Below are 22,569 nucleotides of genomic sequence, written 5' to 3' on the forward strand. Positions count from 1 at the left end.
TGGGTCTTTTGTACCGCAAATGCGTGTTTATTTCGTCGCCACCAGCACCGCGGCGCCCGCCATGGCTGTTCCGCAGGCGCGGTTGATCAGGCGAATGCTGCGCGTGCTGCCGGCGAGGTGCCGCGCCTTGTGCGCCAGCGCGACATAGCTGGCGAAAACCAGTGTCAGCACGACGGCGATGACCGCGTAGAGCTCGGCAAAGCCGAGCGCGCTGATGTGGTTCAGGTCAACAAGGCTCGGCAGCAACGCGAGGTAGAACGCCATCGCCTTGGGATTGCCGAGAGTCATGCCGAGGCCGGTGAAGAACAGGCCCAGCGAGGAATCGGCTTCGCGGATTTCGGCCGCCTTGATCGCGTGCGCGGGCGCGGTCCACATCTTCCACGCGAGATAGGCGAGATAGGCCGCGGCGGCAAGGCGCACCAGCACGAACAGCGAGCCGAGCGCCACGGCGAGCGCGGCCAGACCCAGCGCGGCCCCCGTCAACCACACCATGTCGCCCAGCACGATGCCGGCCACGAGCGGCGCGGAGCCCTCGCGGCCGCGCACCAGCGTGCGGGCGATAATGGCGATCACGCTGGGGCCGGGCGAGGCCGCGGCCAGCGCCAGCGCGGCCGCAAAGACGATGAGATCGAAGAGGTGCATCACGCTCACAGGCGCGCGACGCGCGCGCGAGCCGCCTTCATAGAGTTCCGGGCCGGAAAGTTCAAGCGAGGGTGGCGTTCTCGCGCCGATGGCACACCGCCTCGATCCGGTTGCCGTCCGGGTCCGTGACGAAGGCGGCGTAATAGGAGGAGTGGTAGTCCGGCCGCAACCCGGGCGCACCGTCATCGTGCCCGCCATGGGCAAGAGCGGCGGCGTGGAAGGCATCCACCGCCGCGCGGCTGGCGGCGCGAAAGTACCAGTGCCGGTTGTCGGCCAGAACAGCACCGCGCGTGGCGACCACGCTGATATAGGTGCGCCCGTCATCATCCGGCCCGTTGCGCTGGCCGTAGCCGACGCTGCTGGCCCCTCGCCGCACGCAGGGCACGCCCAGCGCGCCCATCACGGCGTCATAGAAGGGCAGGGCGCGGGAGAGGTCCGCTACGGTGATCGAGACGTGGTCGAGCATGCTCACTCTCCCTCCGCCGGCACGATCCGCCCCGGCGTGACGTTGAAACGCTCCGCCCGCCCGCCGAGCGCGGCGAAGGCGGAGGGGTCGGCGCCGGTCATCCACACCTGGCTGCCGAGCGCATCGAGCGCGGCGAACAGCGCCGCGCGGCGCACGGGATCGAGATAGGCCACCACATCGTCCAGCAGCATGACCGGCGCCATGCCGGCCATCTCGCCCACCAGCCGGGCATGGGCGAGGGCGAGGCCGATCAGGAGCGCCTTCTGCTCGCCGGTGGAGCCCTGCGCGGCGGGGATGGCCTTCGGGCCGTGGCCGACCAGAAAATCGGTGAGGTGCGGCCCGGTCAGCGTGCGCCCCGCGGCGCGGTCGCGCGGGCGGCCGGCGCGCAGGCTGTCGCGATACTGGTCCTCGACGATGGTGGCGGGCTCGCGGGCCAGCGCGCGCTCCACCTCACCCTCCAGCGCCACCGTGGCGAAGGGGAAGGGCGAGACGTCATCGCGCGCCCGTTCGCGGCCCTGCGCGATGCCGGCGGCCAGCCGGCGCACCGTCTCCAGCCGCGCCGCGGCGACCGCCACCGCGAGGGCGGCGAGTTCCTGCTCCACGGCGTCGAGATAGCGCGGGTCGGTCGACATCTCTTCCAGCAGCCGGTTGCGCGAGCGTAGCGCGCGCTCCAGCGCATTCACCCGCGCGCCGTGCTCGGCATCCACCGCCAGCACCAGCCGGTCGAGGAAGCGGCGACGGTCGGAGGGCGGGCCGGTGAACAGCCCATCCATTTCGGGGGTCAGCCACACCACGCGGACATGGTCGGCGAAGGCGGCGGCGGAACCGACCGGCTCGCCATCCACACGGCAGCGGCGTGTGCGCGCCTCGGTGCCATCGGCCTCGATGCCGGTGCCGAGCGCCACCTCGCCATAGGCGCCCTCGACCGTGGCGGCGACCGCCCAGCCGCGCGCCTGCGTGCCGTCAGGGAGCCGCGCGGCGAACTGGTCCAGTCCGGCCCGGCGCAGGCCGCGCCCCGGCGCCAGCAGCGAAATGGCTTCCAGGAGATTGGTCTTGCCCGCTCCGTTCGGTCCGACCAGCACGATCGGCCCATCCCCCGCGCGAACCTCCGCCCCGTGATAGCTGCGGAAATCCGTCAGCCGCAGGCGGATGACGCGGGCCCGGGATGCCGCGAGAGAAGATGTCGGCGACGGGCTCACACGCGCATCGGCATCAGCACATAGAGCGCGCCGCGCTTGTCCGGATCCTGCACCAGGGTCGGGGAGCCGGGATCGGCGAGCTTGAGCTCGGCGGTGCCGCCTTCGATCTGCGAGGTGATGTCGAGGAGATAGCGGCTGTTGAACCCGATATCGATCGGCTCGGCGGCATATTCCACCTCGATCTCCTCGGTCGCGCTGCCCGAATCCGGGTTGGTGACGGAGAGCACCAGCTTGCCGTCGGCGATGGAGAGCTTGACCGCGCGCCCGCGCTCGCTCGCCACCGTGGACACGCGATCGACCGCCGAGGCGAAGTCGGCCTTGTCGACGATCAGCGTCTTGTCGTTGCCGGTGGGGATGACGCGGCCGTAATCGGGGAAGGTGCCGTCGATCAGCTTGGAGGTCAGCACCACGCGATCGAGGGAGACGCGGATCTTGGAGGTGGAGAGTTCCACGGTCACTTCCGCCTCGGCATTGTCGGCCAGCCGCTGGATCTCGGCGACGGCCTTGCGCGGCACGATCACCCCGGGCATGCCGGCCGCGCCGGCGGGGGCGGCGGTCTGGGCCTGGGCGAGGCGGTGGCCGTCGGTTGCCACGGCGCGCAGCACGGGGCCGCCGGCATCCGCCACATGCAGGTAGATGCCGTTCAGGTAATAGCGGGTTTCTTCGGTCGAAATGGCGAACTGGGTCTTGTCGACCAGCCGCTTCAATTCGCCCGCCGGCATCGTGAATGTATGCGTCATCTCGCCGGCGGCGAGGTCGGGGAATTCGTTCTCGGGCAATGTCTGCAGCGCGAAGCGCGAACGGCCGGCGCGCACGGTGAGCGTGCCGCGGTCGCCCGAAGTCTCCAGCTGCACCTGCGCGCCCTCGGGCAGCTTGCGCACGATGTCGTAGAGCGTGTGCGCGGGAACCGTGGTGGCGCCTTCCTGGCCGACTTCGGCGGCAATCGTCTCCACGATCTCGATGTCGAGGTCGGTGGCACGCAGCGCCAGCCCGCGCGAATCGGTGCGCAGCAGCACGTTGGCGAGGATCGGGATGGTGTTGCGCCGTTCGACGACACGATGAACGTGGGCGAGTGACTTGAGCAACTCGGCCCGCTCGACAGTGACCTTCATGGCCGCGACACCCGTGGCTATACGAGAAACGGAAGGCGCACGAAGCGCGCATGACGCGAAGCCACGCTCCATGCCGCGCCCCGGGCGGGCGGCGCGGGCGCGCCGCCGGGGGCGCCGACATTGCCGTCAGCACCGCGTGATAGCAAGCGCGGTGCGCTGCAGCGCGGCGAAATAATGGGGAAAGTGTCGAAGCTGGCGCGGTGCCGGAGGCATCGAGGCCTGTGGAGCGCGGCGTGTCACACGCTGTCTCCTTCACCTGCCGCACCCTGGCTCCCGACAGGCACCTGCAAATGGCAGGGGTCGCGGCGGTCCCTGAGGCAGGGGCCGCCGGATGTCATCGCGCCGGGCCTTTGCCCGGCGCGCGTGTCACTCGTCGTTGATGAGCCGCTTGAGCGCCTCGACTTCATCGGCCATGGCGCGATCGCTGCCGATGAGGCCTTCGATCTTGCGCACCGCGTGCAGCACGGTGGTGTGGTCGCGTCCGCCGAAGCGGCGGCCGATCTCCGGCAGCGAGCGCAGGGTCAGCGTTTTCGCCAGATACATCGCGATCTGGCGCGGCTTCACCACATTGGCGGTGCGGCGCTGCGAGAGGATGTCGGCGCGCGTCACGTTGTAGTGCTTGGCGACGATGCGCAGGATGTCGTCCACCCGCACGCGCTTGGGCTCGGTGGAGCGGACGAGGTCGCGCACGGCGGTCTCGGCCATTTCCAGCGTGATGGCGCGGGCGGTCAGCTGGTTATGGGCCAGCAGCCGGTTGAGTGCGCCATCGAGGTCGCGCCCGTTCTGCCCGCAATGGCGGGCGATGAAGGCGAGCACGTCCGGCGGCACGTGGAAGCCGGGGTGCTGGCTGGCGAGCGCATGGATGCGGGCGGAGAGGATTTCCAGCCGCAATTCCTCGTCGAGCGGGGCGATCTCCACCACCAGCCCGCCGGCAAGGCGGGAGCGCACGCGCTCTTCCAGCGCGTCAAGCTCGGCCGGCGGACGATCGGCGGCGATCACCACCTGGCGCCCGGAATCCATCAGCGCATTGAGGGTGTGGCAGAATTCCTGCTGCACGCTCTTGCCCTGGAGGAATTGCAGGTCATCGATCACCAGCGTGTCGATGCCGCGCAGCTGCTCCTTGAAGGCAATGGCCGACTGGCTCTTCAGCGCGGCGACGAAGCCGTACATGAAGCGCTCGGCGGTGAGATACACGACGCGCCGGCCATGCTCCGGGCCGGCGGCGGCGATGGCCTGCAGGAGATGGGTCTTGCCGAGGCCGACCGCGGCATGGAGATAAAGCGGGTTGAACACCGGACCGGCACCGGTGGGCGCCGCCGCCACCTTGAGGGCGGCCGCATGGGCGAGGCGGTTGGAATCGCCCAGCCGATAGCTGGCAAAGGTCAGGCGGTGGTCGAGCGGCGAGCCATTGCCCACTTCGGGCGTGGTGACGGCCGACGCGACGGCGGCCAGCGGACGCGCCTCGATGGCGGTGCGCAGGACGGTGCCCGGCGCGACGATCGGGCGGACGGTCGAGGTCGTGCCGGTGCCCGTGCCGCGCATCACCGCGGTGCGCACGATCAGTTCGACACGCTCGGCGCCACCCTCTTCCTGCCACAGCGCGGTGAGGCGCTCGACATAATGCTGCTGGATCCAGGTCTTGAGAAACCGCGTCGGAACGGACAGCCGCACGGTGCCGCGCGCGAGGCCGTCGAGTTCCAGACGGGGAAACCAGCTCGAATAGACTTCCTCGCCGATCTCCGCCCGCAGGCGGCGGCGCACACGATCCCACGCCTGATGCGGGGCCTCGTCCAACTCACGCGGGGTACTGTCCAAACCGACTCGTGAACCGGCACCGGATACGCGGCCGGGATACGCCACACCGTCTGAAGACTCGATGCTGCTGGCTTTGAACATGGTAGCTCCGCTGGTTTTTTGCGGTTGTTGGAAGACAAGGACGGCCACCCGCCTCACCCGAAGCACCGCCGGGAAGGGCGGTATGGGCGAGCGGACACGCATGTCGATGTCGATGAAACGTCGTCGGCGGCCCTTGCGGGTCCGTTCCGAAACTCCGGTACTCTTGGCGGTACTCTTGGATTGTCGGCGGTATCGTCTCAGCGGGGCGGGGAACTGCCGGCCGCCACGGGACAGGCGCAGGACTCGATCGCGAGAACTCGATCGTCAACCGCGAAGAAGGAGCCGGCCTCGGCCTCGGCACGGTCAGACCCCTGACAGGCCACCCTTCTTCTGTCCATGCGCGTCGTCATAGGTACCCCTTCGCGGCAAGAACCTTGCCGTCCTGTAACAGGTTTGATTGTTCTAAAACGAATACAAATGAACGCGTTCGCTGCTCACTCCGACAATCGCATCCTATTGGATCGCGTTGCCGTGTAATTCCCTGAAGGGACGCTCTGGCGGAGAGGATGGGTAGCAGAAACAACGCATGACTACCTCCTCCTCATGTCAGAATGAGCAGTACGTGAACTCAACTTTTCGCTGAGATGGTCCGGCGGAACCGGATGAACACAACATACACAGGGGGGGGCTCAGGCGCAACGCCATCGCCATGCGGTGGGCGATGGGGGCGCCTGCGAAATGGACGAATCAGCCGCTCAAAAAAGAACCATGAGTCGGCAAATCTCTGAGTCCTTTGCAAGAATCCCTGTCGCTCCATGACGGGTCTTTCCTCGCCTATTTTTACGCTCGGGACGGGTGGGAGGGGTGCCTTCCCGGTGATTCTGTCGAGGTGCCGGCGCATGAGGCGTAACTTTATGAGAATAAAGAGAAAAGTCTGCGCGGTCGGAGGTCGGAAACACCCCGTTCGGGCCGGGCGATCGCCTGCTCCGCGGGGTTGGGCATGTCAAGCCGGCCGGTGGTGGCGGGGGGTGGCATGGGAGCCGCGCCCGCGCGGGCGTGACAGTTTTGCAACGCGGTAAATATGCGTACGCCACGGCAGCGCGGCGGGCAGGGCAGGGGGCTCCGGAGGGGCTTCGGAGGGAACGTGCACAAACAAAAAGCCCGGCGCGATGCCGGGCTTTGCCACAACTTCAGGTTGGTCGCCTCGGGCCGGCGTCAGGCGCTCAGTTTGGCGACGCGCTGCGCCAGGCGCGAAACCTTGCGGGAGGCGGTGTTCTTGTGCAGCACGCCCTTCTGGGCGGCGCGCTGGATCTCCGGCTCGGCCGCCTTGAAGGCGACGGAAGCGGCTGTAGCGTCGCCGGAAGCGAGCGCGTCCTCGACCTTGCGCACGAAGGTGCGCAGACGCGAGCGGCGATTCTTGTTGACCGCAGTCCGGCGCTCGATCTTGCGAGCCGCCTTCTTGGCGGAGGGCGTATTGGCCATCGGCCGTCCTCTTCGTCTCTGCAAGCGCGGCGCCGGCCGCTTCTTGCCCGAAATATCGGTTGCAAATGATGAGGCAGGGCGACCCAACGGGACCCCGCGCGAGTGGCGGGCTTATAGTCTCGGAGCGCTGCCGCGTCAATATGCAAGCCATGCGACGACGACGGCACCCGGACGGCGTTTACGTATTGTTAAAGGAAGCACTGCGCTTTTCGACGAAGGCGGCCATGCCTTCCTTCTGGTCGGCAGTGGCGAACAGGGCCTGGAACAGCCGCCGCTCGAATCGGATGCCCTCCGCCAGCGTGGTCTCGAAGGCCCGGTTGACGCTCTCCTTGGTCATGACCACCGAGGGGAGGGACAGGTTGGCGATGGTGTCGGCGACCTTCATCGCCTCGGCCCGAAGTTCGCCGAGCGGCACGACGCGCGAGACGAGGCCGTAGCGGTCCGCCTCCTCGGCGGTGAGGGTACGCCCGGTCAGGCACATCTCCATCGCCTTGGCCTTGCCGATGGCGCGGGTGAGGCGCTGCGAGCCGCCGGCGCCCGGCAGGATGCCGAGCTGGATCTCGGGCTGGCCGAAGCGGGCATTGTCGGCGGCGAGGATGATGTCGCACATCATGGCCAGTTCGCAGCCGCCGCCCAGCGCATAGCCCGCCACCGCCGCCACCACCGGCTTGCGGCAGCGCGCGAGCCGGTCCCAGCTCGACAGGAAGTCGTCGGCATAGGTGGCGGGGAAGGTGAGCGGCTGCATCTCCCTTATGTCGGCGCCGGCGGCGAAGGCCCGCTCCGAGCCGGTCAGCACGAGGCAGCCGATGTGGGGATCGGCCTCGAAACGGTCCAGCGCCGTACCGAGTTCGGCGATGAGCGCGCCGTTCAGCGCGTTGAGCGCCTTCGGCCGGTGGAGCGTGATCACGCCCACGTGCCCGTTGGTTTCCACGAGGATGTTGTCATACGCCATGCTGCGGGCGCCTCCCTATCTCTGGCAGGATGCACAATAAAAGGTGGAGCGCCCGGCCTGCACAAGCCGGGCGATGCTGCCGTGGCAGCCCGGCGCGAGGCAGGGCTGGCCCTCGCGGTCATAGGCGCGGAAAGTATGCTGGAAATAGCCGAGCGTGCCATCCACCTGCGCATGGTCACGCAGGGTGGACCCGCCGGCGGCGATCGCCTCTTCCAGCACGGTGCGGATCGTCTCGACCAGAAGCCGCGTCTCGCGCGTCGCCCGGCCGGTCGGGCTCGCCAGCGTGAGGGCGAGCCGCTCGGGCGCGATGCCTGCCCGATGCAGTGCCTCGCACACATAGATGTTGCCGAGCCCGGCGACGATCTTCTGGTCGAGCAGCGCGGCCTTGATCGGCGTGCGGCGCCCCTTCAGCGCGTGGGCAAGGCCGGCCGCGTCGAAGGCATTGCCGAGCGGCTCGGGGCCGATGTCGCGGAACAGCGGATGGGCCTCCAGCCCGGAGCGGGGCACCAGCAGCATGGCGCCGAAGCGGCGGGGGTCGTTATAGACGATGTCCACCCCGTGCTCGAGCCGCAGCACCACATGGTCATGCGCCGCCGCCCGCGAGCGGGGGATGTGGAAGGCGCCCGGCGCCTCGGCCGGCCCCTGTCCCGCCTCGATGCGGAAGGAACCGGACATGCCGAGATGCACGACCAGCACCTCATCGGGCGCCGACGCTGGCCCGGGGGCCTCACCATCGAGATCGATCAGCAGATATTTGGCACGCCGGCCAAGCCCGGCAATGCGGCGCCCGGCCAGGCGCTCGGCGAAGCGCTCGGGGAGCGGCCAGCGCAGATCCGGCCGGCGCGCGAGCGCCGAGGCGATGCGCCGTCCTTCCAGGACCGGCGCGAGGCCGCGCCGGACGGTCTCCACCTCGGGAAGTTCGGGCATGCGGTGGGTCCTGATGGTGAGACGCGGAGGGGTTTGCCGCCGCTTCTCTATATAGGAAGAGCGCCCGCCGCCGCGAGGCTGCCGGGCAAGGACCGGCCCGTCAGGGCACAGGGGCCCTTTGAGCCCCGATGGTCGCCAAATGGCCGCAGAACCTCCGCGGCCTGACCAAAGGGGGCACTCAACGTCGCGACCTCGCGCCGCGTGCCGGCGTGCCACGGAGACCGTGAACGCGTCGAGATCAGGGCCCGGCTCTCGGAGGCCGCGCTGCTGGAGGGCCGGGACCTCCGGCCGACCGTCGATGTGCGGGCCGACCTGTTCGGCGCGCCCGCCGGCTATCTCGCCCGCGACGTGTTTACCGATACCGGCGCGATCGCCCCGTTGAGGGTTCGGCTGGCCGGAATCCGGGAAGCTGCCACTCCGGTCTTGGCGGCTTCCACCGCACATGGTTCGATGGAGCGCATATGCCGGCCGCGCCGCTCGGCCGGCCGTCGATGAGCCGTGTCGCGCACGCCGATGCGGCCGCAGGAGAGCGATGCATGACCGTTCGGCCCGAGGCCCTCCAGATCTTTCTCGACGCCTCGTTTTCAGCCTATGAGCGCTCGGTGCAGGCGTCCGAGGCCAAAAGCTCGCTCGCCGCGATCAAGGCACGGCTGAAGGCGCCGGCCGCCCCCCGCGGCACGCCCGGCAGCCGCCTGCCGGCCTGCGACCACCTCGACGCCGCGCTCGCCACGGCGGAGGCGGCGCCGTCCGTCGCCGGGCTCATCGCCGCCTTCCGGGCGCTGGAGCCGATGCTGGCCTGGCGCCGGCGCCCCACCCATGACGGCACGGCCAGCGCCAATTTCGCGGATGGCCATGCCAATGCGATGATTGTCGGCCCCGGCGGCGTGGAGGAGCGGGAGGATGTCTGGCTCGGCGTCTCGCTGCTCGCGCCCCATGTGCGCTATCCCGACCACGACCATGCGCCGGAAGAGACCTATCTCGTGCTCTCGGGGGGCGAGTTCCGCCACGGCGAGAGCGACTGGTTCGCACCGGGCATCGGCGGCTCCTTCTACAATGTCCCGGCGATTCGCCATGCCATGCGCTCGGGCGACGCTCCGCTCTTCGCCCTGTGGGCGCTGAAGGTGGAGCGGCCGGCGGCCTGAGGAGGGGAATCGGGTGGGCGGCGGCGCGGCGTCGCCAACTGCACCGATAATTGCTTGTCCGATTCTCCACCTCGGGCTTCGCGTGACGACATGTCCTTTCCGGCCACACTGATCGACCTCGCGGGATTCATCGCGTTGCTGCTGTGGGGCACCCATATGGTGCAGACCGGCGTGCAGCGCGCCTTCGGCCCCCGCCTGAAGGCCATTCTGGGGCACGCCCTGAATGGCCGGCTGCGGGCCTTTGCCGCGGGGCTGGGCGTGACCACGCTGCTCCAGAGCAGCACCGCCACCGGCCTGATGGTGACGGGCTTCGCGGCCGGCGGGCTGGTGGAGCTGGTTCCCGCGCTGGCGGTGATGCTGGGCGCCAATGTCGGCACGACACTGATCGTGCAGGTCCTGTCCTTCGACGTCGCCATGGCCGCGCCCCTCGCCATCCTGGTCGGGGTGCTGATGTTCCGCCGGGATTCCTCCTCGCAGACCCATGATCTCGGCCGTGTGCTGATCGGCCTGGGGCTGATGCTGCTCGCGCTCGGCCATCTGCTCGACCTCATGCGCGACTATGAGGATGCCCCGAGCCTGCGGCTGCTGCTCGGGGCCATTTCGACCGCGCCGCTGCTCGACGTGCTGCTGGCCGCCGGCATCACCTGGGCGGCGCATTCCAGCGTCGCGGTGGTGCTGCTGGTCATGTCGCTGGCGGCCAATGGCGTCGTGCCGCCCAATGCGGCCTTCGCGCTGGTGCTTGGTGCCAATCTGGGCACTGCGATCAATCCGCTGCTCGAAGGGGCGGCCGGCGACGACCCGGTGGCCAGGCGCGTGCCGCTGGGCAACCTCATGATGCGGCTGGCGGGCATTGCCGTGGCGCTTGCCGCGCTGCAGCCCATCGGCCAGCTGATGGTGACGTTCCAGCCCGACAATGCACGGGCGGTCGCCGACTTCCACACCTTCTTCAACCTCGCCGTGGCGCTTGCCTTCCTGCCGGTGCTGGGCCCGCTGGGGCGGCTCCTGGCCTTCCTTCTGCCCGCCCGCGCCGCCGCCGCCGACCCGGGCAGCCCGCTCTATCTCGATTCCGCGGCGAAGGAGATGCCGATCGTCGCGCTGGGCGGGGCGGCGCGCGAGGCGCTGCGCATTGCCGATGTGCTGGAGACGGTGCTGAGCGATGCGCGCGAAGCGCTCAGAAACGGCGACCGCCGGCTGATCGCGGAGACAAGGCGCCGCGACGACGTGATCGACCGGCTGAACATCGCCATCAAGTCCTATCTCACCTCGATCGACCCCGACGAACTCGGCCCGCACGATCACCTGCGCCTGCAGCAGGTGCTGACCTTCACCATGAATCTGGAACAGGCGGGCGATGTGGTCGACCGTCATCTGCTGCCGCACGCCTCCAAGGGCCTCAAGCGCGGCCTGGCCTTTCCCCATGAGCGGCGGCAGGAATTGCTGGCGCTGATGGATCGCCTGATCGGCAATCTGCGCACGGCGGCGTCTCTCTTCATGACCGAGGACCCGCGCGCGGCGCGGCTGCTGGCCGACGAGAAGGTGGCCTTCCGCGAGGCCGAGACCCGCGCGACGCTGCAGCATTTCGAGCGCCTGCGCGGCAGCCAGCTCGCCGCCGCGCAGGCCAGCGCCCTCTATCTCGATCTGCTCAGGGACATGAAGCTGATCAACAGCCATCTCGTCTCCGCCGCCGCCTATCCCGTTCTGCAGCGGAGCGGCGAATTGCTGGCCAGCCGCGTCGCCCGGGGCGACTGAGTGGAGCGGCGCGCGGCAGGGAGACTGCAAAACGGCAGGGGCGAGGGCTTTCCGCGAGAAATATCGCGCCATGTCGCGTCGATTCGCCACTTTCAGGAGAATCGCGGTATAGGATCGCGATCCATTCACCCTCGGGACCGCATGATGAGCCCCCCGCCCACCCGCCGCTTCGGCGGCTCAGCCCGCGAAAATGCCGAGGCCGCATTCAAGAGCGCCACGACGAAGCCGGCAGCGGAAGCCCCTGTCGTCAGGGCCCCCGTGCTGCCGAGCGCGAAGGAAATCGTCTCCATCCGCCTCGATCGCGAGGTGCTGGAGCATTTCCAGCAGGATGGCGCCGGCTGGCAGGAGCGCATCAACACGGCACTGCGCAAGGCTGCCGGGTTGTGAGGGCGGACGCGTTGCCCGCCGCCCGGACGTCGTTCCCCCTCGGTTGGTCCTTGTATTCCGCTAGGCAGCACGGTTTCCAGAAACATGCATGAAAAGCTTCAGTCCCTTCGCGTCCGCCTGCTGTCGGCGCAGCGCGAACTCATCAAGGCCGCGGCCGAGGCCGGAACGATTCCCTCGGACAACATGATGCGCAAGATCGCCGACATGGAAGTCACGATCGGCGCCCTTGAGGCGATGATCGAGGACGAGAAGGCGAACTGAGGCCGGCGGGAGCCGGGCATTGCGTTCCTGCGGCCGGCACCCCCGCGCCGCGGGCCCCCCCCATCCGCCTCGTCCGATGCGCAGCCTTGTCCAGCGTGATCGCGCGACTGGATCCCGCTCCGGAGGCGTCGAGTCTCCTGCCGCCGAGCGGGCGTCGGGGGGCGGAAGACGCCTGTCATCGTGCCATCGCCGATCCGCGCCCCCGGGCTTCTGCCGGCGATCCGTCGCGGCTGGGCACATGATCCACGTGCTGCCGGGCGGCGCCTCTCGCTTCGGCGCGCGGCGATCCGCATGCGGCTGCGCGGCCGGCCGGGGATGGACGCCCCGCCGAGCCGGCCGAGCGACTGACGGCCGGGCAGGCCTGTCCCTCGGCCCCAGGGCGCCGGCTTCCTAGAGCAGACCGAGCCCGCCGAGGAAGGTTTCCAGCCGAGAGGCATGGGTGAAGTGGTGGGCGCGCAGGCCGGCGGCGCGGGCGCCGTCCACGTTTGTCGCCTTGTCGTCGATCATCACCGCCGCGGCCGGGTCGACGCCGTGCAGGGCGGCGAGGCGCCGGTAGATCGCCGGGTCCGGCTTCTTGGTGTCGAATTCGGCGGCGACATGCATGGAGGGGCCGAACAGCGCGCGCAACTCCGGCACCAGCGCGTCGAAGTGCTCCTTCATGATGAAGCCGTTATTGGTCAGGAGCGCGATCGGCACGCGTGCGCCCACCCGGGCGGCGAGGGCGACCACGGCCGGATCCAGCGTCATGGCGAGCCGGCGGGTGTCATGCCATTCGCGGCGGCCGAACGGCGCGCCGAGGGCGGCGGCGACGGCGTCGAGATAGCCATCGGCGGAAAGCCGCCCGGCATCGGAGGCATCCTCGATGCCGCTGGTCCAGATGCGCCGCTCGATCTCGTCATGCGGCAGCCCGGCGAGCCGGCCGATGGCCGCGCGGCGGGCCTCGACATCATAGCGCAGCAGCACGTCGTCCATGTCGAACACGACGAGACGCACGTCCGGGCCGGGGGAGGGCGAGGCTTCGTCCGGTGTGGTCATGCGCACCTCCTCACGGCAGCGCGTCGAACCCTTCGCCGAATCCCTTGAGGCTGAGCGGAATGCCGATGCCTTCCTCGGGTGTCTGGAACACGATGAAGGTGGCGCTCTGGCCGCTGCGCAGCTGGCTGACCAGCTTGTCGTCCATCACCACCTCGGCGACGCAGCCATTGGGCACGCAGCGCACGAAGCCGGCGCGGCCGACATCGGCATTGTCGATCTTCAGGCCGAGGCCCGAGGGCAGCAGCACGCCGAGCGGGGCGAGCACGCGCAGCAGGCGGCTCTGCTGGTCGGCCGTCTTCAGCACGATGACGGTGAGCCCCACATTGGGCCGGTCCTCGGCCTGCACGCTTTGCAGCAGAACGCACTGCTCGGATTGCGCGCCCGGTGGCGTGTCACAGCGGACCTGCCACTCGCCATGGACCGAACGGACCACGCCCTGGGCCTGCGCCCCGTTCGCGGATGCCGCGGTGAACGCGAGAACCGCGAAAGCTGCCAAAAAAGCCGAACGGAGGGCCGCGAAGCCGCGCATGGGCTGTCTCCAGATAATGTGCACGAGGAGTCTTCTAAAGAAACGCCGCTGCGGGACAAGGCGAATCATGCCGTCACTGCGCTCGTGTGCGGACAAAGGGTGTCCCGCGTACAACGCCCGAGGCCGATGTCAAGAATGGGGCGGGGGCTCCCGAGCAAGTAGAACGGTTCCAGGCACCCGACGTCATGTCGCAGGACCCGGACCCCCTCGGTGCGTTGCTCAGGTGTCCTTTTTGTGTTTGATGAAGATCAAATGCTTCCGGTCTGCCGGGCGTCTGGGCGGGGCCCTGCGCCCAGTCAGCGTCGGGCGACCCGGCTGGGCCGGGCCACCTGGCGGCGCGGAAACCGGAGGTCTGGGGAGTTGATGGGAGTGAAGATCGCGATGACGTCGTGGATCCGCAGCGCTGCGCGTAACGCCGCCGGCTTCTTCATGGGGATTGTCGGCGGGGCCGTCGGTGTCCTGGCATTGGCCATGGCGGGCGCCGGTGTCGCCGCGGCCGGGACGGGCCAGCCGTCGCCGTGGCAGATCAATCTCCAGGGAGCGGCCTCGCCGGTCATGGAGAGCATTCATTCGTTCCATGATTTCCTCTTGGTCATCATCATCGGCGTGGTGCTGCTGGTGCTGGCTCTGCTGATCGTCGTGGCGTTGAAGTTCAACGAGAAGGCCAATCCGGTACCTTCCCGCACCACCCACAACACGTTGATCGAGGTGGCCTGGACCGTGGTCCCGGTGCTCATCCTCGTGGCGATCGCCATTCCCTCCTTCCGGCTGCTGTTCCTCGAACTCGACCTGCCCAAGGCCGACCTCACCGTGAAGGTCACGGGGCACCAGTGGTACTGGTCCTACGAATATCCCGACAATGGCCCGTTCAGCTTCGACAGCCTGATGGTGGCGACCGAGGATCTGAAGCCCGGTCAGCCGCGCCTGCTCGCGGTCGACAACGAGGTGGTGGTCCCCGTCAACAAGATCGTCCGCATCCAGGTGACGGCAGCCGACGTGATCCATTCCTTCGCCCTGCCGTCCTTCGGCGTGAAGATCGACGCCCTGCCGGGCCGGCTCAACGAGAGCTGGTTCCAGGCGACGAAGGAGGGCGTATATTATGGTCAGTGCTCGGAACTGTGCGGCAAGGACCATGCCTTCATGCCGATCTCCATCCGCGTGGTGAGCGAGAGCGAATTCGCCGCATGGGTCTCGGAAGCCAAGCAGAAATTCGCCGCGGCCGACCTGCCGACGCGGGTCGCCCAGGGCGAGCCGACGGCCGAGGTGATCGCGGCCGCGCCCTGAGCGCGTCCGCCAATACCCGGGTTTAGAAATACAAGACCAAGCGCGTACGAGACGAAACACGCCAGCGCGTGAATGAGGGACGGTTCAATGGCATATGCAGCCGGGCACACGGGCGATCCGACGGGTTGGAAGCGCTGGGTCTATTCGACCAACAACAAGGACATCGGCGTGATGTACCTGATCTTCGCCATCGTGGCGGGGATCGTGGGCGGCATCCTCTCCATCGGCATCCGCATGGAGCTGCAGCAGCCGGGGATGCAGATCTTCTCGGATCCGCAGACCTTCAACGTCTTCACCACCGGCCACGGCCTGATCATGATCTTCTTCATGGTCATGCCGGCGATGATCGGCGGCTACGGCAACTATTTCGTGCCGCTGATGATCGGCGCGCCGGACACCGCCTTCCCGCGCATCAACAATGTCGCCTTCTGGCTGCTGCCGCCGTCCTTCGCGCTCGCCATCCTCTCGCTTTTCGTCGAGGGCGCCGCGGGCTCCACCGGCTTTGGCGGCGGCTGGACGATCTATCCCCCGCTCTCCTCCAAGCTCGGCCATCCCGGCCCGGCAATGGACCTGCTGATCCTCGCGCTGCACCTGTCGGGCGCCTCCTCGATCCTGGGCGCGATCAACCTGATCACCACGATCCTGAACATGCGTGCCCCGGGCATGACGCTGCACAAGATGCCGCTCTTCGCCTGGTCCCAGCTGGTCACCGCCTTCCTGCTGCTGCTGTCGCTCCCCGTTCTGGCGGGCGCCATCACCATGCTGCTGACGGACCGCAATTTCGGCACCACCTTCTTCGATCCGGCCGGCGGCGGTGATCCGATCCTGTTCCAGCACCTGTTCTGGTTCTTCGGTCATCCCGAAGTGTACATCCTCATCCTGCCCGGCTTCGGCATCATCTCGCACATCGTCTCGACCTTCTCGAAGAAGCCGATCTTCGGCTATCTCGGCATGGCCTACGCGATGGTGGCGATCGGCGTGGTCGGCTTCGTGGTGTGGGCGCACCACATGTACACGGTCGGCCTCTCGTCCTCGACGCAGGCCTATTTCGTCGCCGCGACCATGATCATCGCCATTCCCACGGGCATCAAGATCTTCTCCTGGATCGCGACCATGTGGGGTGGCTCGATCTCGTTCAGGACGCCGATGCTGTGGTCGATCGGCTTCATCTTCCTGTTCACGGTCGGCGGTGTCACCGGCGTGGTGCTGTCCAATGCCGGCGTCGACCGCTCGCTGCACGATACCTATTACGTGGTGGCGCATTTCCACTACGTGCTGTCGCTCGGCGCCGTGTTCGCCATCTTCGCCGGCTGGTACTACTGGGCGCCGAAAATGTTCGGCTACATGTACTCCGAGACCATCGGCAAGATTCACTTCTGGCTGACCTTCGTCGGCGTGAACCTGGTGTTCTTCCCGCAGCACTTCCTCGGCCTCGCCGGCATGCCGCGCCGCTATGCGGACTATCCCGACGCGTTCGCCGGCTGGAACCTGATCTCCTCGATCGGCTCCTACATTTCCGGCTTCGCCGTGCTGGTGTTCCTGTTCGGCATATGGCGCATGTTCGCCGCCAAGGTGCCGGCCGGTGCCAATCCCTGGGGCGAGGGCGCGACCACGCTGGAATGGACCCTGTCTTCGCCGCCGCCCTTCCACCATTTCGATGTGCTGCCGAAGATCAAGTGATCGGGCGCCTGGCCTGAAATTCCCGACGCGGCTCCTGCCGCGCCGGGCGTGCCTGAAGCTGCGGGGCGATCGTCCGCCCCCGCACGGTTCCGTCGATGTTTCCGGCGGACCGCCGAACAGGAGCGTCGCCCCGGACGGCGCCGGAGTGAGTGAATGACCGACCTAGCCTCGCGCGATTACGACATGCCCCGCCAGGAAGCGCTCAACGCGGCGCTCCACGGGGCGCGGGCGGTCGATGGGCTGCATCACGGCTCGGTGGCCGACTACCTCGCGCTGCTGAAGCCGCGGGTAATGTCGCTCGTCATCTTCACGGCGCTGGTCGGCATCGTGCGGGCGCCGGGCGCGGTGCATCCGGTCATCGCCTTCACGGCCCTGCTGTGCATCGCCATCGGCGCCGGCGCCTCCGGCGCGCTCAACATGTGGTGGGATGCCGATATCGACGCGGTGATGAGCCGCACGCGGCGCCGGCCGGTCCCCGCGGGCCGCATCGCGCCGGGCGAGGCGCTGGCCTTCGGCATGACGCTGTCGATCGGCGCGGTTCTGGTGCTTGGCCTGCTGGTCAACGAATTGTCGGCGGCGCTGCTGGCTTTCACCATCTTCTTCTACGTCGTCATCTATACGATGTGGCTGAAGCGCTGGACGCCGCAGAACATCGTCATCGGCGGTGCGGCCGGCGCCTTCCCGCCCATGGTCGGCTGGGCCGCGGCGTCCGGCGGCATCGGGCTGGAGAGCGTGCTGCTCTTCCTCATCATCTTCTTCTGGACCCCGCCGCATTTCTGGGCGCTGGCGCTTTACAAGTCGGGCGACTACGAGCGCGCGGGCGTGCCCATGCTCCCCGTGGTCGCCGGTCCTTCCGAGACGCGGCGGCAGATCCTGCTGTACACGCTGGTTCTCGTGCCGCTGGCCATGTCGCCCTTCTTCCTCGGCATGGCGGGGCTCGGCTATGGCATCGTCTCCGGCATCGCCGGCGCGGGCATGCTGCTGCTGGCGGCGCGGGTCTATCGCCGGCGCGAGGGTTCGCCCGCCGAGAAGGCTGCCCGGCAGTTGTTCGGCTTTTCCATTATCTACCTGTTCCTGCTCTTCGCCGTCCTCCTCGTCGAGGCGGTGGTGCCGTTCGGGTCCGGGCTTTGAGCAGCGGTGATCGTGATGGCGCGTAAGAGCAAGGGCTATGGCCCCCGCAGCAAGACCCGGCCGGCGGAGCGCGGAGCGACCCCGGCGGGCGCCGCGGCGGCCGGTGGTGCGGGTCGCAAGATGGCGGGCCGCACGATTGCTGGCCGCTCGGCGACTGGCCGCGAGGTTTCGGGTAGCGCGATCGACGGGGTGGTGCTGACGCGCGAACAGCAGCGGCGCCAGCGTCAGCGCTCCATCGCCATCGCGCTGGTACTCGCCGCGCTATGTGTTCTGTTCTATGTCGTGACCGTCGTGAAGCTCGGCCCCGCCGTGCTGGTCCGGCCGTTGTGAGGCGCCCATGACGATGGAATCGCCCCCCAATTCTCCCGCCTCCGCCCCGGGCGGGCGCACGATGCGGCCGGTGCCGCGCTGGCGGCAAAATGCGGTGTTCATCGCCTGCGTCGTCTTCGTGGCGGCGATGGCCGGCGCGTCCTACGCCGCGGTGCCGCTCTACCAGATGTTCTGCCAGATCACCGGCTTCGGCGGCGCCACCAAGGTGGCGACGGCTGCCCCCGAAAGGGCGCTCGAGCGCGTGATCGAGGTCCGTTTCGACGCCAATGTGGCGCCCGGCCTCAACTGGAGCTTCGAGCCGGAAGTGCGCTCCATGCAGCTGCGCATCGGCGAGACCAAGATCGCCTATTACCGGGTCCGCAATCGCGGCGCCGAACCGGCCACCGCGGCGGCGACCTATAATGTGACGCCGGCGCAGTCGGGCTATTATTTCGCGAAAATGCAGTGCTTCTGTTTCACCGACCAGACGCTGCAGCCGGGCGAGACGCTGGATATGCCGGTGGTCTTCTTCGTCGATCCCGCCCTGGCGGAGGATCCGGAGATGGCGCACCTCAAGACCATCACCCTGTCCTATACCTTCTTCCCCAAGGCGACCCCGGTGGCGGCCGGCAAGCCGGCGGGCGGAGCGGAGGCGGGCAGGACACCGCTTTAGTTTTAGCAAGGCCAGCGCTTTGGCGGGCCCCCTGTGAACGGCAGAACGCCACATTGCGGCCACATCGTTGGCACGCTAGAAAAACGTGACGGAACGGAGAGCGCGACCCATGGCCCAGGCCCACGCTGACGCCCACGCCAAGCAGCACGACTATCACCTGGTCGACCCCAGCCCGTGGCCGGCCGTCATCTCCGCCTTCGCCTTCGTGCTGGCCGTCGGCGCGGTCTTCTGGATGCACGGGCAGCTCACCTCGCTGGTGATGATCGTCGGCTTCCTCGGCGTGATCTACACCATGGCCGTGTGGTGGCGGGACATCATCCGCGAGGCGGAGCACCAGCACGCCCACACCAAGGTTGTGCAGCTGCATCTGCGCTACGGCATGATCCTGTTCATCGCCTCGGAGGTGATGTTCTTCGTCGCGTGGTTCTGGGCGTTCTTCGATGCGGCGCTGTTCGTGGGCGAGCCGATCAACTTCACCCGCGCCGAATTCACCGGCGGGCACTGGCCGCCGACCGGGATCGAGACCTTCAATCCCTGGCACCTGCCGCTGCTCAACACGCTGATTCTGCTGACCTCGGGCACCACGCTCACCTGGGCGCACCACGCGCTGGTGCATGGCGACCGGCAGGCGGCCAAATGGGGCCTGTGGCTCACCGTCGGGCTCGGCTTCGTGTTCTCGCTGCTGCAGGGCTTCGAGTACAGCCACGCCGAATTCGCCTTCTCCGGCAACATCTATGGCGCCACCTTCTTCATGGCGACCGGCTTCCACGGCTTCCACGTCATCGTCGGCACCATCTTTCTCGCCGTCTGCCTGGGCCGTCTCTATGCCGGGCACTTCACGCCGACCCATCATTTCGGCTTCGAGGCGGCAGCGTGGTACTGGCACTTCGTCGATGTCGTGTGGCTGTTCCTCTTCACCTTCATCTATGTGTGGGGAAGCGCCGGCGCGCCACACTGACGGTCACGGACAGGCGGAACGTGGGGCGGCGGGTCGGCCGCCCCTTTTTCGTTGGCCGTGCCTTTTCGCTGGCCGCGCCGGGCGCCCCCGGCCCGGGGCCTCGGTACTCCCGGGGATAGTGCGCGCCGCGCAACGGTAGTAGAAGCCGCTCATGGATCTCGAACCCTTCCACACCGGCGTCTCGCCCTATCAGGCCGGCCTCACCTGCCGGTGCCCGCGCTGCGGGCGGGGCAAGCTGTTCTCCGGCTTCCTCACCGTCGCGCCGCGCTGCGAGGCCTGCGGGCTGGATTACAGCTTCGATGATTCGGGCGATGGCCCGGTGGTGTTCATCATCCTGCTCGCCGGCAGCCTGGTCGTCGGCCTCGCCCTGTGGGTGGAAATCACCTGGATGCCGCCCTTCTGGGTGCATGCCGTGCTGTGGACGCCGCTCGTGCTGCTGGCGACGCTGGGCCTGCTGCGGCCGCTCAAGGCGACGATGATCGCCCTGCAATATGCGAGGAAGGCCGAGTCGGGCCGTCTCGACAAGGGTGGCATGTGACCCCCGGGCATTCCTCGCGCACCCCGGCGACGCAAGCCCCCGGCCGGCCGCGCAAATCCCCTCTGCTCAAGCTGCTGCCGGCGGGGGCGTGCGTCCTCGTGCTGTTCGCCCTGCTGGTGGCGCTCGGCACATGGCAGCTGGAGCGGCTGGGCTGGAAAGAGGATCTGGTCGCCAAGGTCGCCGCGCGCATCCACGAGCCGGCCCAGCCCGCCCCCGAGGAGCCGGCCTGGCCGCAGGTGAATTTTGGCGATGACGAATATCGCCATGTCACCGCTCAAGGGCGCTTCCGCCATGATCTGGAAGTGCAGGTCTATGCGCTGATCGACACCGCGCCCGACGGCACCGGCGGTCCCGGCTACTGGGTGGTGACGCCGCTGGTGATGCTCGACGGCTCGACCATTCTGGTCAATCGCGGCTTCGTGCCGCTGGACCGCCAGCTTCCCGCCAGCCGGCCGGAAGGGCAGGTGAACGGCCCCGTCACGGTGACGGGCCTGCTGCGCCTGCCGGAGGAATCCGGCTTGTTCCGGCCGGATAACGATCCGGCCAAGGACCGTTGGTTCGTGCGTGATCCGCTGGTCATTGCCAGCGCCAAGGGGCTTCTGCGCACCGCGCCCTTCCTCATCGACGCGGATGGCGCGCCCAATCCCGGCGGACTGCCGGTCGGCGGCCTGACACGCGTCAGCTTTGCCAACCGGCACCTTGAATATGCGCTGACCTGGTACGCGCTCGCCGCCACGCTGCTGGCGATGTTCGCCGCCTATGCCTGGCAACGGCTGCGCGCGCGTTGAGGGGCGTCGCGCAAGCTGTTGCTTGCCTATGATCGGCGGCCCCACTAGTTTGCCGCCGAATGAGTGAGCGGAGGCGCGCGTGCGCTATATCTCGACCCGCGGCGAGGCGCCGGTACTCGCCTTCTCCGATGCCCTGCTCGCCGGCCTCGCCCGCGACGGCGGCCTCTATGTGCCGGATGTGTTCCCCTCGCTGACGCCGCAGGAGGTCGCGCGCCTCGCCGGCCGCCCCTATGCCGAGGTGGCGGGGAAGGTGATCGCGCCCTTCGTCGATTCGGCCTTCACGCCGGATGTGCTGACGCCGATGCTGGAGGAGGCCTATGCGAGCTTCCGCCATCCGGCGACCACGCCGCTGGTGCAGATCGCCCCCAACCGCTTCGTGCTGGAACTGTTCCACGGCCCGACGCTCGCCTTCAAGGACGTGGCGATGCAGTTGCTCGGGCGCATGATGGACCATGTGCTGACCCAGCGTGACGCGCGAGCCACGATTGTCGGCGCCACCTCCGGGGACACCGGCAGTGCCGCCATCGAGGCGTTTCGCGGCCGCGCCCGTACGGATGTGTTCATCCTCTATCCCGCGGGCCGGGTGTCCGAGGTGCAGCGCCGGCAGATGACCACGGTGCCGGACGCCAATGTCCACGCCATCGCCATCGAGGGCACGTTCGACGATTGCCAGGCGCATGTGAAGGCGATGTTCAACAACCTCGCCTTCCGTGACCGGCTGCACCTTGCCGGTGTCAACTCGATCAACTGGGCGCGCATCGTCGCCCAGGTGGTGTATTATTTCGTCGCCGGCACGGCGCTGGGCGCGCCGCACCGCCCGGTCTCCTTCGTGGTGCCGACCGGCAATTTCGGCGACGTGCTGGCCGGCTATGTCGCCAAGCGCATGGGCCTGCCGATCTCGCGGCTCACCATCGCGACCAATGTCAACGACATCCTGGTCCGCACGCTCGGTACCGGCCGCTACGAGACGACGGGCGTGGTGCCGTCCTCCTCGCCCTCGATGGACATTCAGGTCTCGTCCAATTTCGAGCGCCTGCTGTTCGAGGCGCTGGAGCGGGACGCCGGCGCGCTGCGCGGCCTGATGGCGGCGCTCCACCAGTCCGGCGCCTTCTCCCCGCCGAACAGCGCGCTGGAGGCGATCCGCGCCGATTTCGACGCCGGCCGCACCGACGAGACGCAAACGGCCGATACCATCGCCCGCGTGCGCCGGGAGACCGGATACCTTCTTGACCCGCACACGGCGGTGGCGGTCTCGGTGGCCGAGCGCCTGGCGCAGGATCGCCATGTGCCGCAGGTGGTGCTCGGCACCGCCCATCCCGCGAAGTTCCCGGATGCGGTGGAGCGCGCCTGTGGCGAGCGTCCGGCGCTGCCGCCCCATCTGGCGGACCTTCTGGAGCGGCCGGAACGCACGCCGACCCTTCCCAACGACATCGCGGCGATCGAGGCCTATATCGCCCGTCACGCCCGCGCGGCGGAGCCGGTGGCATGA

General features: G+C 68.4%; 24 protein-coding genes. 14 read left to right on the top strand and 10 right to left on the bottom strand.

The genetic code is table 11. The features are described from left to right. Positions 1-27: 27 nt before the first annotated feature. From QOZ99_RS12810 to mutM, 8 genes are all read right to left on the bottom strand, one after another. A complete protein-coding gene (locus QOZ99_RS12810) occupies positions 28-642 on the bottom strand; it encodes a LysE family translocator (RefSeq protein WP_306890370.1) in 615 nt (204 codons plus the stop codon). 61 nt (positions 643-703) lie between these two features. Next, a complete protein-coding gene (locus QOZ99_RS12815) occupies positions 704-1,108 on the bottom strand; it encodes a VOC family protein (protein WP_306890371.1) in 405 nt (134 codons plus the stop codon). 2 nt (positions 1,109-1,110) lie between these two features. Next, positions 1,111-2,307, bottom strand: coding sequence for a DNA replication/repair protein RecF (gene recF, locus QOZ99_RS12820; protein WP_306890372.1), 1,197 nt, complete (start codon positions 2,305-2,307; stop codon positions 1,111-1,113). Next, complete coding sequence (gene dnaN, locus QOZ99_RS12825) at positions 2,304-3,419, bottom strand: DNA polymerase III subunit beta (protein WP_306890373.1); 1,116 nt, start codon at positions 3,417-3,419, stop codon at positions 2,304-2,306. The genes recF and dnaN overlap by 4 nt, the downstream gene beginning before the upstream one ends. 366 nt (positions 3,420-3,785) lie before the next feature. After that, positions 3,786-5,213, bottom strand: coding sequence for a chromosomal replication initiator protein DnaA (gene dnaA / locus QOZ99_RS12830; RefSeq protein ID WP_370876849.1), 1,428 nt, complete (start codon positions 5,211-5,213; stop codon positions 3,786-3,788). A 1,257-nt stretch (positions 5,214-6,470) separates the two neighbouring features. Further along, positions 6,471-6,737, bottom strand: coding sequence for a 30S ribosomal protein S20 (gene rpsT, locus QOZ99_RS12835; protein ID WP_183187884.1), 267 nt, complete (start codon positions 6,735-6,737; stop codon positions 6,471-6,473). Between the two features lie 178 nt (positions 6,738-6,915). Further along, positions 6,916-7,689: an enoyl-CoA hydratase gene (locus QOZ99_RS12840; protein ID WP_306890375.1), complete on the bottom strand. Its 774-nt coding sequence runs from the start codon at positions 7,687-7,689 to the stop codon at positions 6,916-6,918. 15 nt (positions 7,690-7,704) lie between these two features. Beyond that, positions 7,705-8,616, bottom strand: a complete 912-nt coding sequence (mutM, locus tag QOZ99_RS12845) for a bifunctional DNA-formamidopyrimidine glycosylase/DNA-(apurinic or apyrimidinic site) lyase (RefSeq protein WP_306890376.1) — start codon at positions 8,614-8,616, stop codon at positions 7,705-7,707. A gap of 201 nt (positions 8,617-8,817) precedes the next feature. Here mutM and QOZ99_RS12850 point away from each other — a divergent pair, with 201 nt between their 5' ends. The 5 genes from QOZ99_RS12850 (at position 8,818) to QOZ99_RS12870 (ending at position 12,155) form a co-directional block, all read left to right on the top strand. Next, positions 8,818-9,111 carry a hypothetical protein gene (locus QOZ99_RS12850; protein ID WP_306890377.1) on the top strand — a complete coding sequence of 98 codons (294 nt, stop codon included), beginning with the start codon at positions 8,818-8,820 and terminating at the stop codon, positions 9,109-9,111. 41 nt (positions 9,112-9,152) lie between these two features. Then, complete coding sequence (locus QOZ99_RS12855) at positions 9,153-9,758, top strand: dimethylsulfonioproprionate lyase family protein (RefSeq protein WP_306890378.1); 606 nt, start codon at positions 9,153-9,155, stop codon at positions 9,756-9,758. Between the two features lie 90 nt (positions 9,759-9,848). After that, the gene (locus QOZ99_RS12860) at positions 9,849-11,507 is read left to right on the top strand and encodes a Na/Pi cotransporter family protein (RefSeq protein ID WP_306890379.1); all 1,659 of its coding nucleotides are present in this window, start codon (positions 9,849-9,851) and stop codon (positions 11,505-11,507) included. 144 nt (positions 11,508-11,651) lie between these two features. Beyond that, a complete protein-coding gene (locus tag QOZ99_RS12865; protein WP_306890407.1) occupies positions 11,652-11,894 on the top strand; it encodes a BrnA antitoxin family protein in 243 nt (80 codons plus the stop codon). A gap of 84 nt (positions 11,895-11,978) precedes the next feature. Further along, positions 11,979-12,155, top strand: coding sequence for a hypothetical protein (locus QOZ99_RS12870; protein ID WP_306890380.1), 177 nt, complete (start codon positions 11,979-11,981; stop codon positions 12,153-12,155). A 390-nt stretch (positions 12,156-12,545) separates the two neighbouring features. Here the strand turns inward: QOZ99_RS12870 and QOZ99_RS12875 are convergent, their stop codons facing one another. Beyond that, positions 12,546-13,190: an HAD family hydrolase gene (locus tag QOZ99_RS12875; RefSeq protein ID WP_306890381.1), complete on the bottom strand. Its 645-nt coding sequence runs from the start codon at positions 13,188-13,190 to the stop codon at positions 12,546-12,548. A 10-nt stretch (positions 13,191-13,200) separates the two neighbouring features. Next, on the bottom strand, positions 13,201-13,719 hold the full coding sequence (locus QOZ99_RS12880; RefSeq protein ID WP_306890382.1) for an invasion associated locus B family protein: 519 nt from the start codon (positions 13,717-13,719) through the stop codon (positions 13,201-13,203). 429 nt (positions 13,720-14,148) lie between these two features. Here QOZ99_RS12880 and coxB point away from each other — a divergent pair, with 429 nt between their 5' ends. The 9 genes from coxB to thrC all read left to right on the top strand — a co-directional run bounded on the left by coxB (position 14,149) and on the right by thrC (position 22,569). Then, positions 14,149-15,003, top strand: a complete 855-nt coding sequence (gene coxB, locus QOZ99_RS12885; RefSeq protein ID WP_306890408.1) for a cytochrome c oxidase subunit II — start codon at positions 14,149-14,151, stop codon at positions 15,001-15,003. An 87-nt stretch (positions 15,004-15,090) separates the two neighbouring features. Further along, on the top strand, positions 15,091-16,683 hold the full coding sequence (ctaD, locus tag QOZ99_RS12890) for a cytochrome c oxidase subunit I (protein ID WP_306890384.1): 1,593 nt from the start codon (positions 15,091-15,093) through the stop codon (positions 16,681-16,683). Positions 16,684-16,836: 153 nt separating this feature from the next. Then, positions 16,837-17,814 carry a heme o synthase gene (locus QOZ99_RS12895; protein WP_306890385.1) on the top strand — a complete coding sequence of 326 codons (978 nt, stop codon included), beginning with the start codon at positions 16,837-16,839 and terminating at the stop codon, positions 17,812-17,814. 180 nt (positions 17,815-17,994) lie between these two features. After that, entirely contained in the window at positions 17,995-18,144 is a 150-nt protein-coding gene (locus tag QOZ99_RS22395; protein WP_503128556.1) for a cytochrome c oxidase system small membrane protein, read from the top strand. Between the two features lie 13 nt (positions 18,145-18,157). Then, positions 18,158-18,796 (top strand): cytochrome c oxidase assembly protein, encoded by a 639-nt coding sequence (locus tag QOZ99_RS12905; protein ID WP_370876850.1) that lies wholly within the window; start codon positions 18,158-18,160, stop codon positions 18,794-18,796. A gap of 109 nt (positions 18,797-18,905) precedes the next feature. Then, positions 18,906-19,754, top strand: a complete 849-nt coding sequence (locus QOZ99_RS12910) for a cytochrome c oxidase subunit 3 (protein WP_306890386.1) — start codon at positions 18,906-18,908, stop codon at positions 19,752-19,754. 151 nt (positions 19,755-19,905) lie between these two features. Continuing rightward, positions 19,906-20,292, top strand: coding sequence for a DUF983 domain-containing protein (locus tag QOZ99_RS12915; protein ID WP_306890387.1), 387 nt, complete (start codon positions 19,906-19,908; stop codon positions 20,290-20,292). After that, positions 20,289-21,080, top strand: coding sequence for an SURF1 family protein (locus QOZ99_RS12920; RefSeq protein WP_306890388.1), 792 nt, complete (start codon positions 20,289-20,291; stop codon positions 21,078-21,080). Before QOZ99_RS12915 ends, QOZ99_RS12920 begins: the two co-directional genes overlap by 4 nt. Positions 21,081-21,159: 79 nt before the next feature. Then, entirely contained in the window at positions 21,160-22,569 is a 1,410-nt protein-coding gene (thrC, locus tag QOZ99_RS12925) for a threonine synthase (protein ID WP_306890389.1), read from the top strand.

Origin of the sequence: Ancylobacter amanitiformis (genome assembly GCF_030814815.1) — a bacterium.
GTDB classification, from domain to species: Bacteria; Pseudomonadota; Alphaproteobacteria; order Rhizobiales; family Xanthobacteraceae; genus Ancylobacter; species Ancylobacter amanitiformis.

Excerpts from the sequence above, each read along its gene's own strand:
- QOZ99_RS12905 (WP_370876850.1), top strand. The coding sequence starts at position 18,158 with ATGGAATCGCCCCCCAATTCTCCCGCCTCCGCCCCGGGCGGGCGCACG.
- QOZ99_RS12880 (WP_306890382.1), bottom strand. The coding sequence starts at position 13,719 with ATGCGCGGCTTCGCGGCCCTCCGTTCGGCTTTTTTGGCAGCTTTCGCG.
- QOZ99_RS12860 (WP_306890379.1), top strand. The coding sequence starts at position 9,849 with ATGTCCTTTCCGGCCACACTGATCGACCTCGCGGGATTCATCGCGTTG.
- QOZ99_RS12915 (WP_306890387.1), top strand. The coding sequence starts at position 19,906 with ATGGATCTCGAACCCTTCCACACCGGCGTCTCGCCCTATCAGGCCGGC.
- QOZ99_RS12840 (WP_306890375.1), bottom strand. The coding sequence starts at position 7,689 with ATGGCGTATGACAACATCCTCGTGGAAACCAACGGGCACGTGGGCGTG.
- QOZ99_RS12875 (WP_306890381.1), bottom strand. The coding sequence starts at position 13,190 with ATGACCACACCGGACGAAGCCTCGCCCTCCCCCGGCCCGGACGTGCGT.
- dnaN (WP_306890373.1), bottom strand. The coding sequence starts at position 3,419 with ATGAAGGTCACTGTCGAGCGGGCCGAGTTGCTCAAGTCACTCGCCCAC.
- QOZ99_RS12895 (WP_306890385.1), top strand. The coding sequence starts at position 16,837 with ATGACCGACCTAGCCTCGCGCGATTACGACATGCCCCGCCAGGAAGCG.
- mutM (WP_306890376.1), bottom strand. The coding sequence starts at position 8,616 with ATGCCCGAACTTCCCGAGGTGGAGACCGTCCGGCGCGGCCTCGCGCCG.
- QOZ99_RS12855 (WP_306890378.1), top strand. The coding sequence starts at position 9,153 with ATGACCGTTCGGCCCGAGGCCCTCCAGATCTTTCTCGACGCCTCGTTT.
- rpsT (WP_183187884.1), bottom strand. The coding sequence starts at position 6,737 with ATGGCCAATACGCCCTCCGCCAAGAAGGCGGCTCGCAAGATCGAGCGC.
- QOZ99_RS12810 (WP_306890370.1), bottom strand. The coding sequence starts at position 642 with ATGCACCTCTTCGATCTCATCGTCTTTGCGGCCGCGCTGGCGCTGGCC.
- QOZ99_RS12865 (WP_306890407.1), top strand. The coding sequence starts at position 11,652 with ATGAGCCCCCCGCCCACCCGCCGCTTCGGCGGCTCAGCCCGCGAAAAT.
- QOZ99_RS12815 (WP_306890371.1), bottom strand. The coding sequence starts at position 1,108 with ATGCTCGACCACGTCTCGATCACCGTAGCGGACCTCTCCCGCGCCCTG.
- QOZ99_RS12910 (WP_306890386.1), top strand. The coding sequence starts at position 18,906 with ATGGCCCAGGCCCACGCTGACGCCCACGCCAAGCAGCACGACTATCAC.
- coxB (WP_306890408.1), top strand. The coding sequence starts at position 14,149 with ATGGGGATTGTCGGCGGGGCCGTCGGTGTCCTGGCATTGGCCATGGCG.
- ctaD (WP_306890384.1), top strand. The coding sequence starts at position 15,091 with ATGGCATATGCAGCCGGGCACACGGGCGATCCGACGGGTTGGAAGCGC.
- QOZ99_RS12870 (WP_306890380.1), top strand. The coding sequence starts at position 11,979 with ATGCATGAAAAGCTTCAGTCCCTTCGCGTCCGCCTGCTGTCGGCGCAG.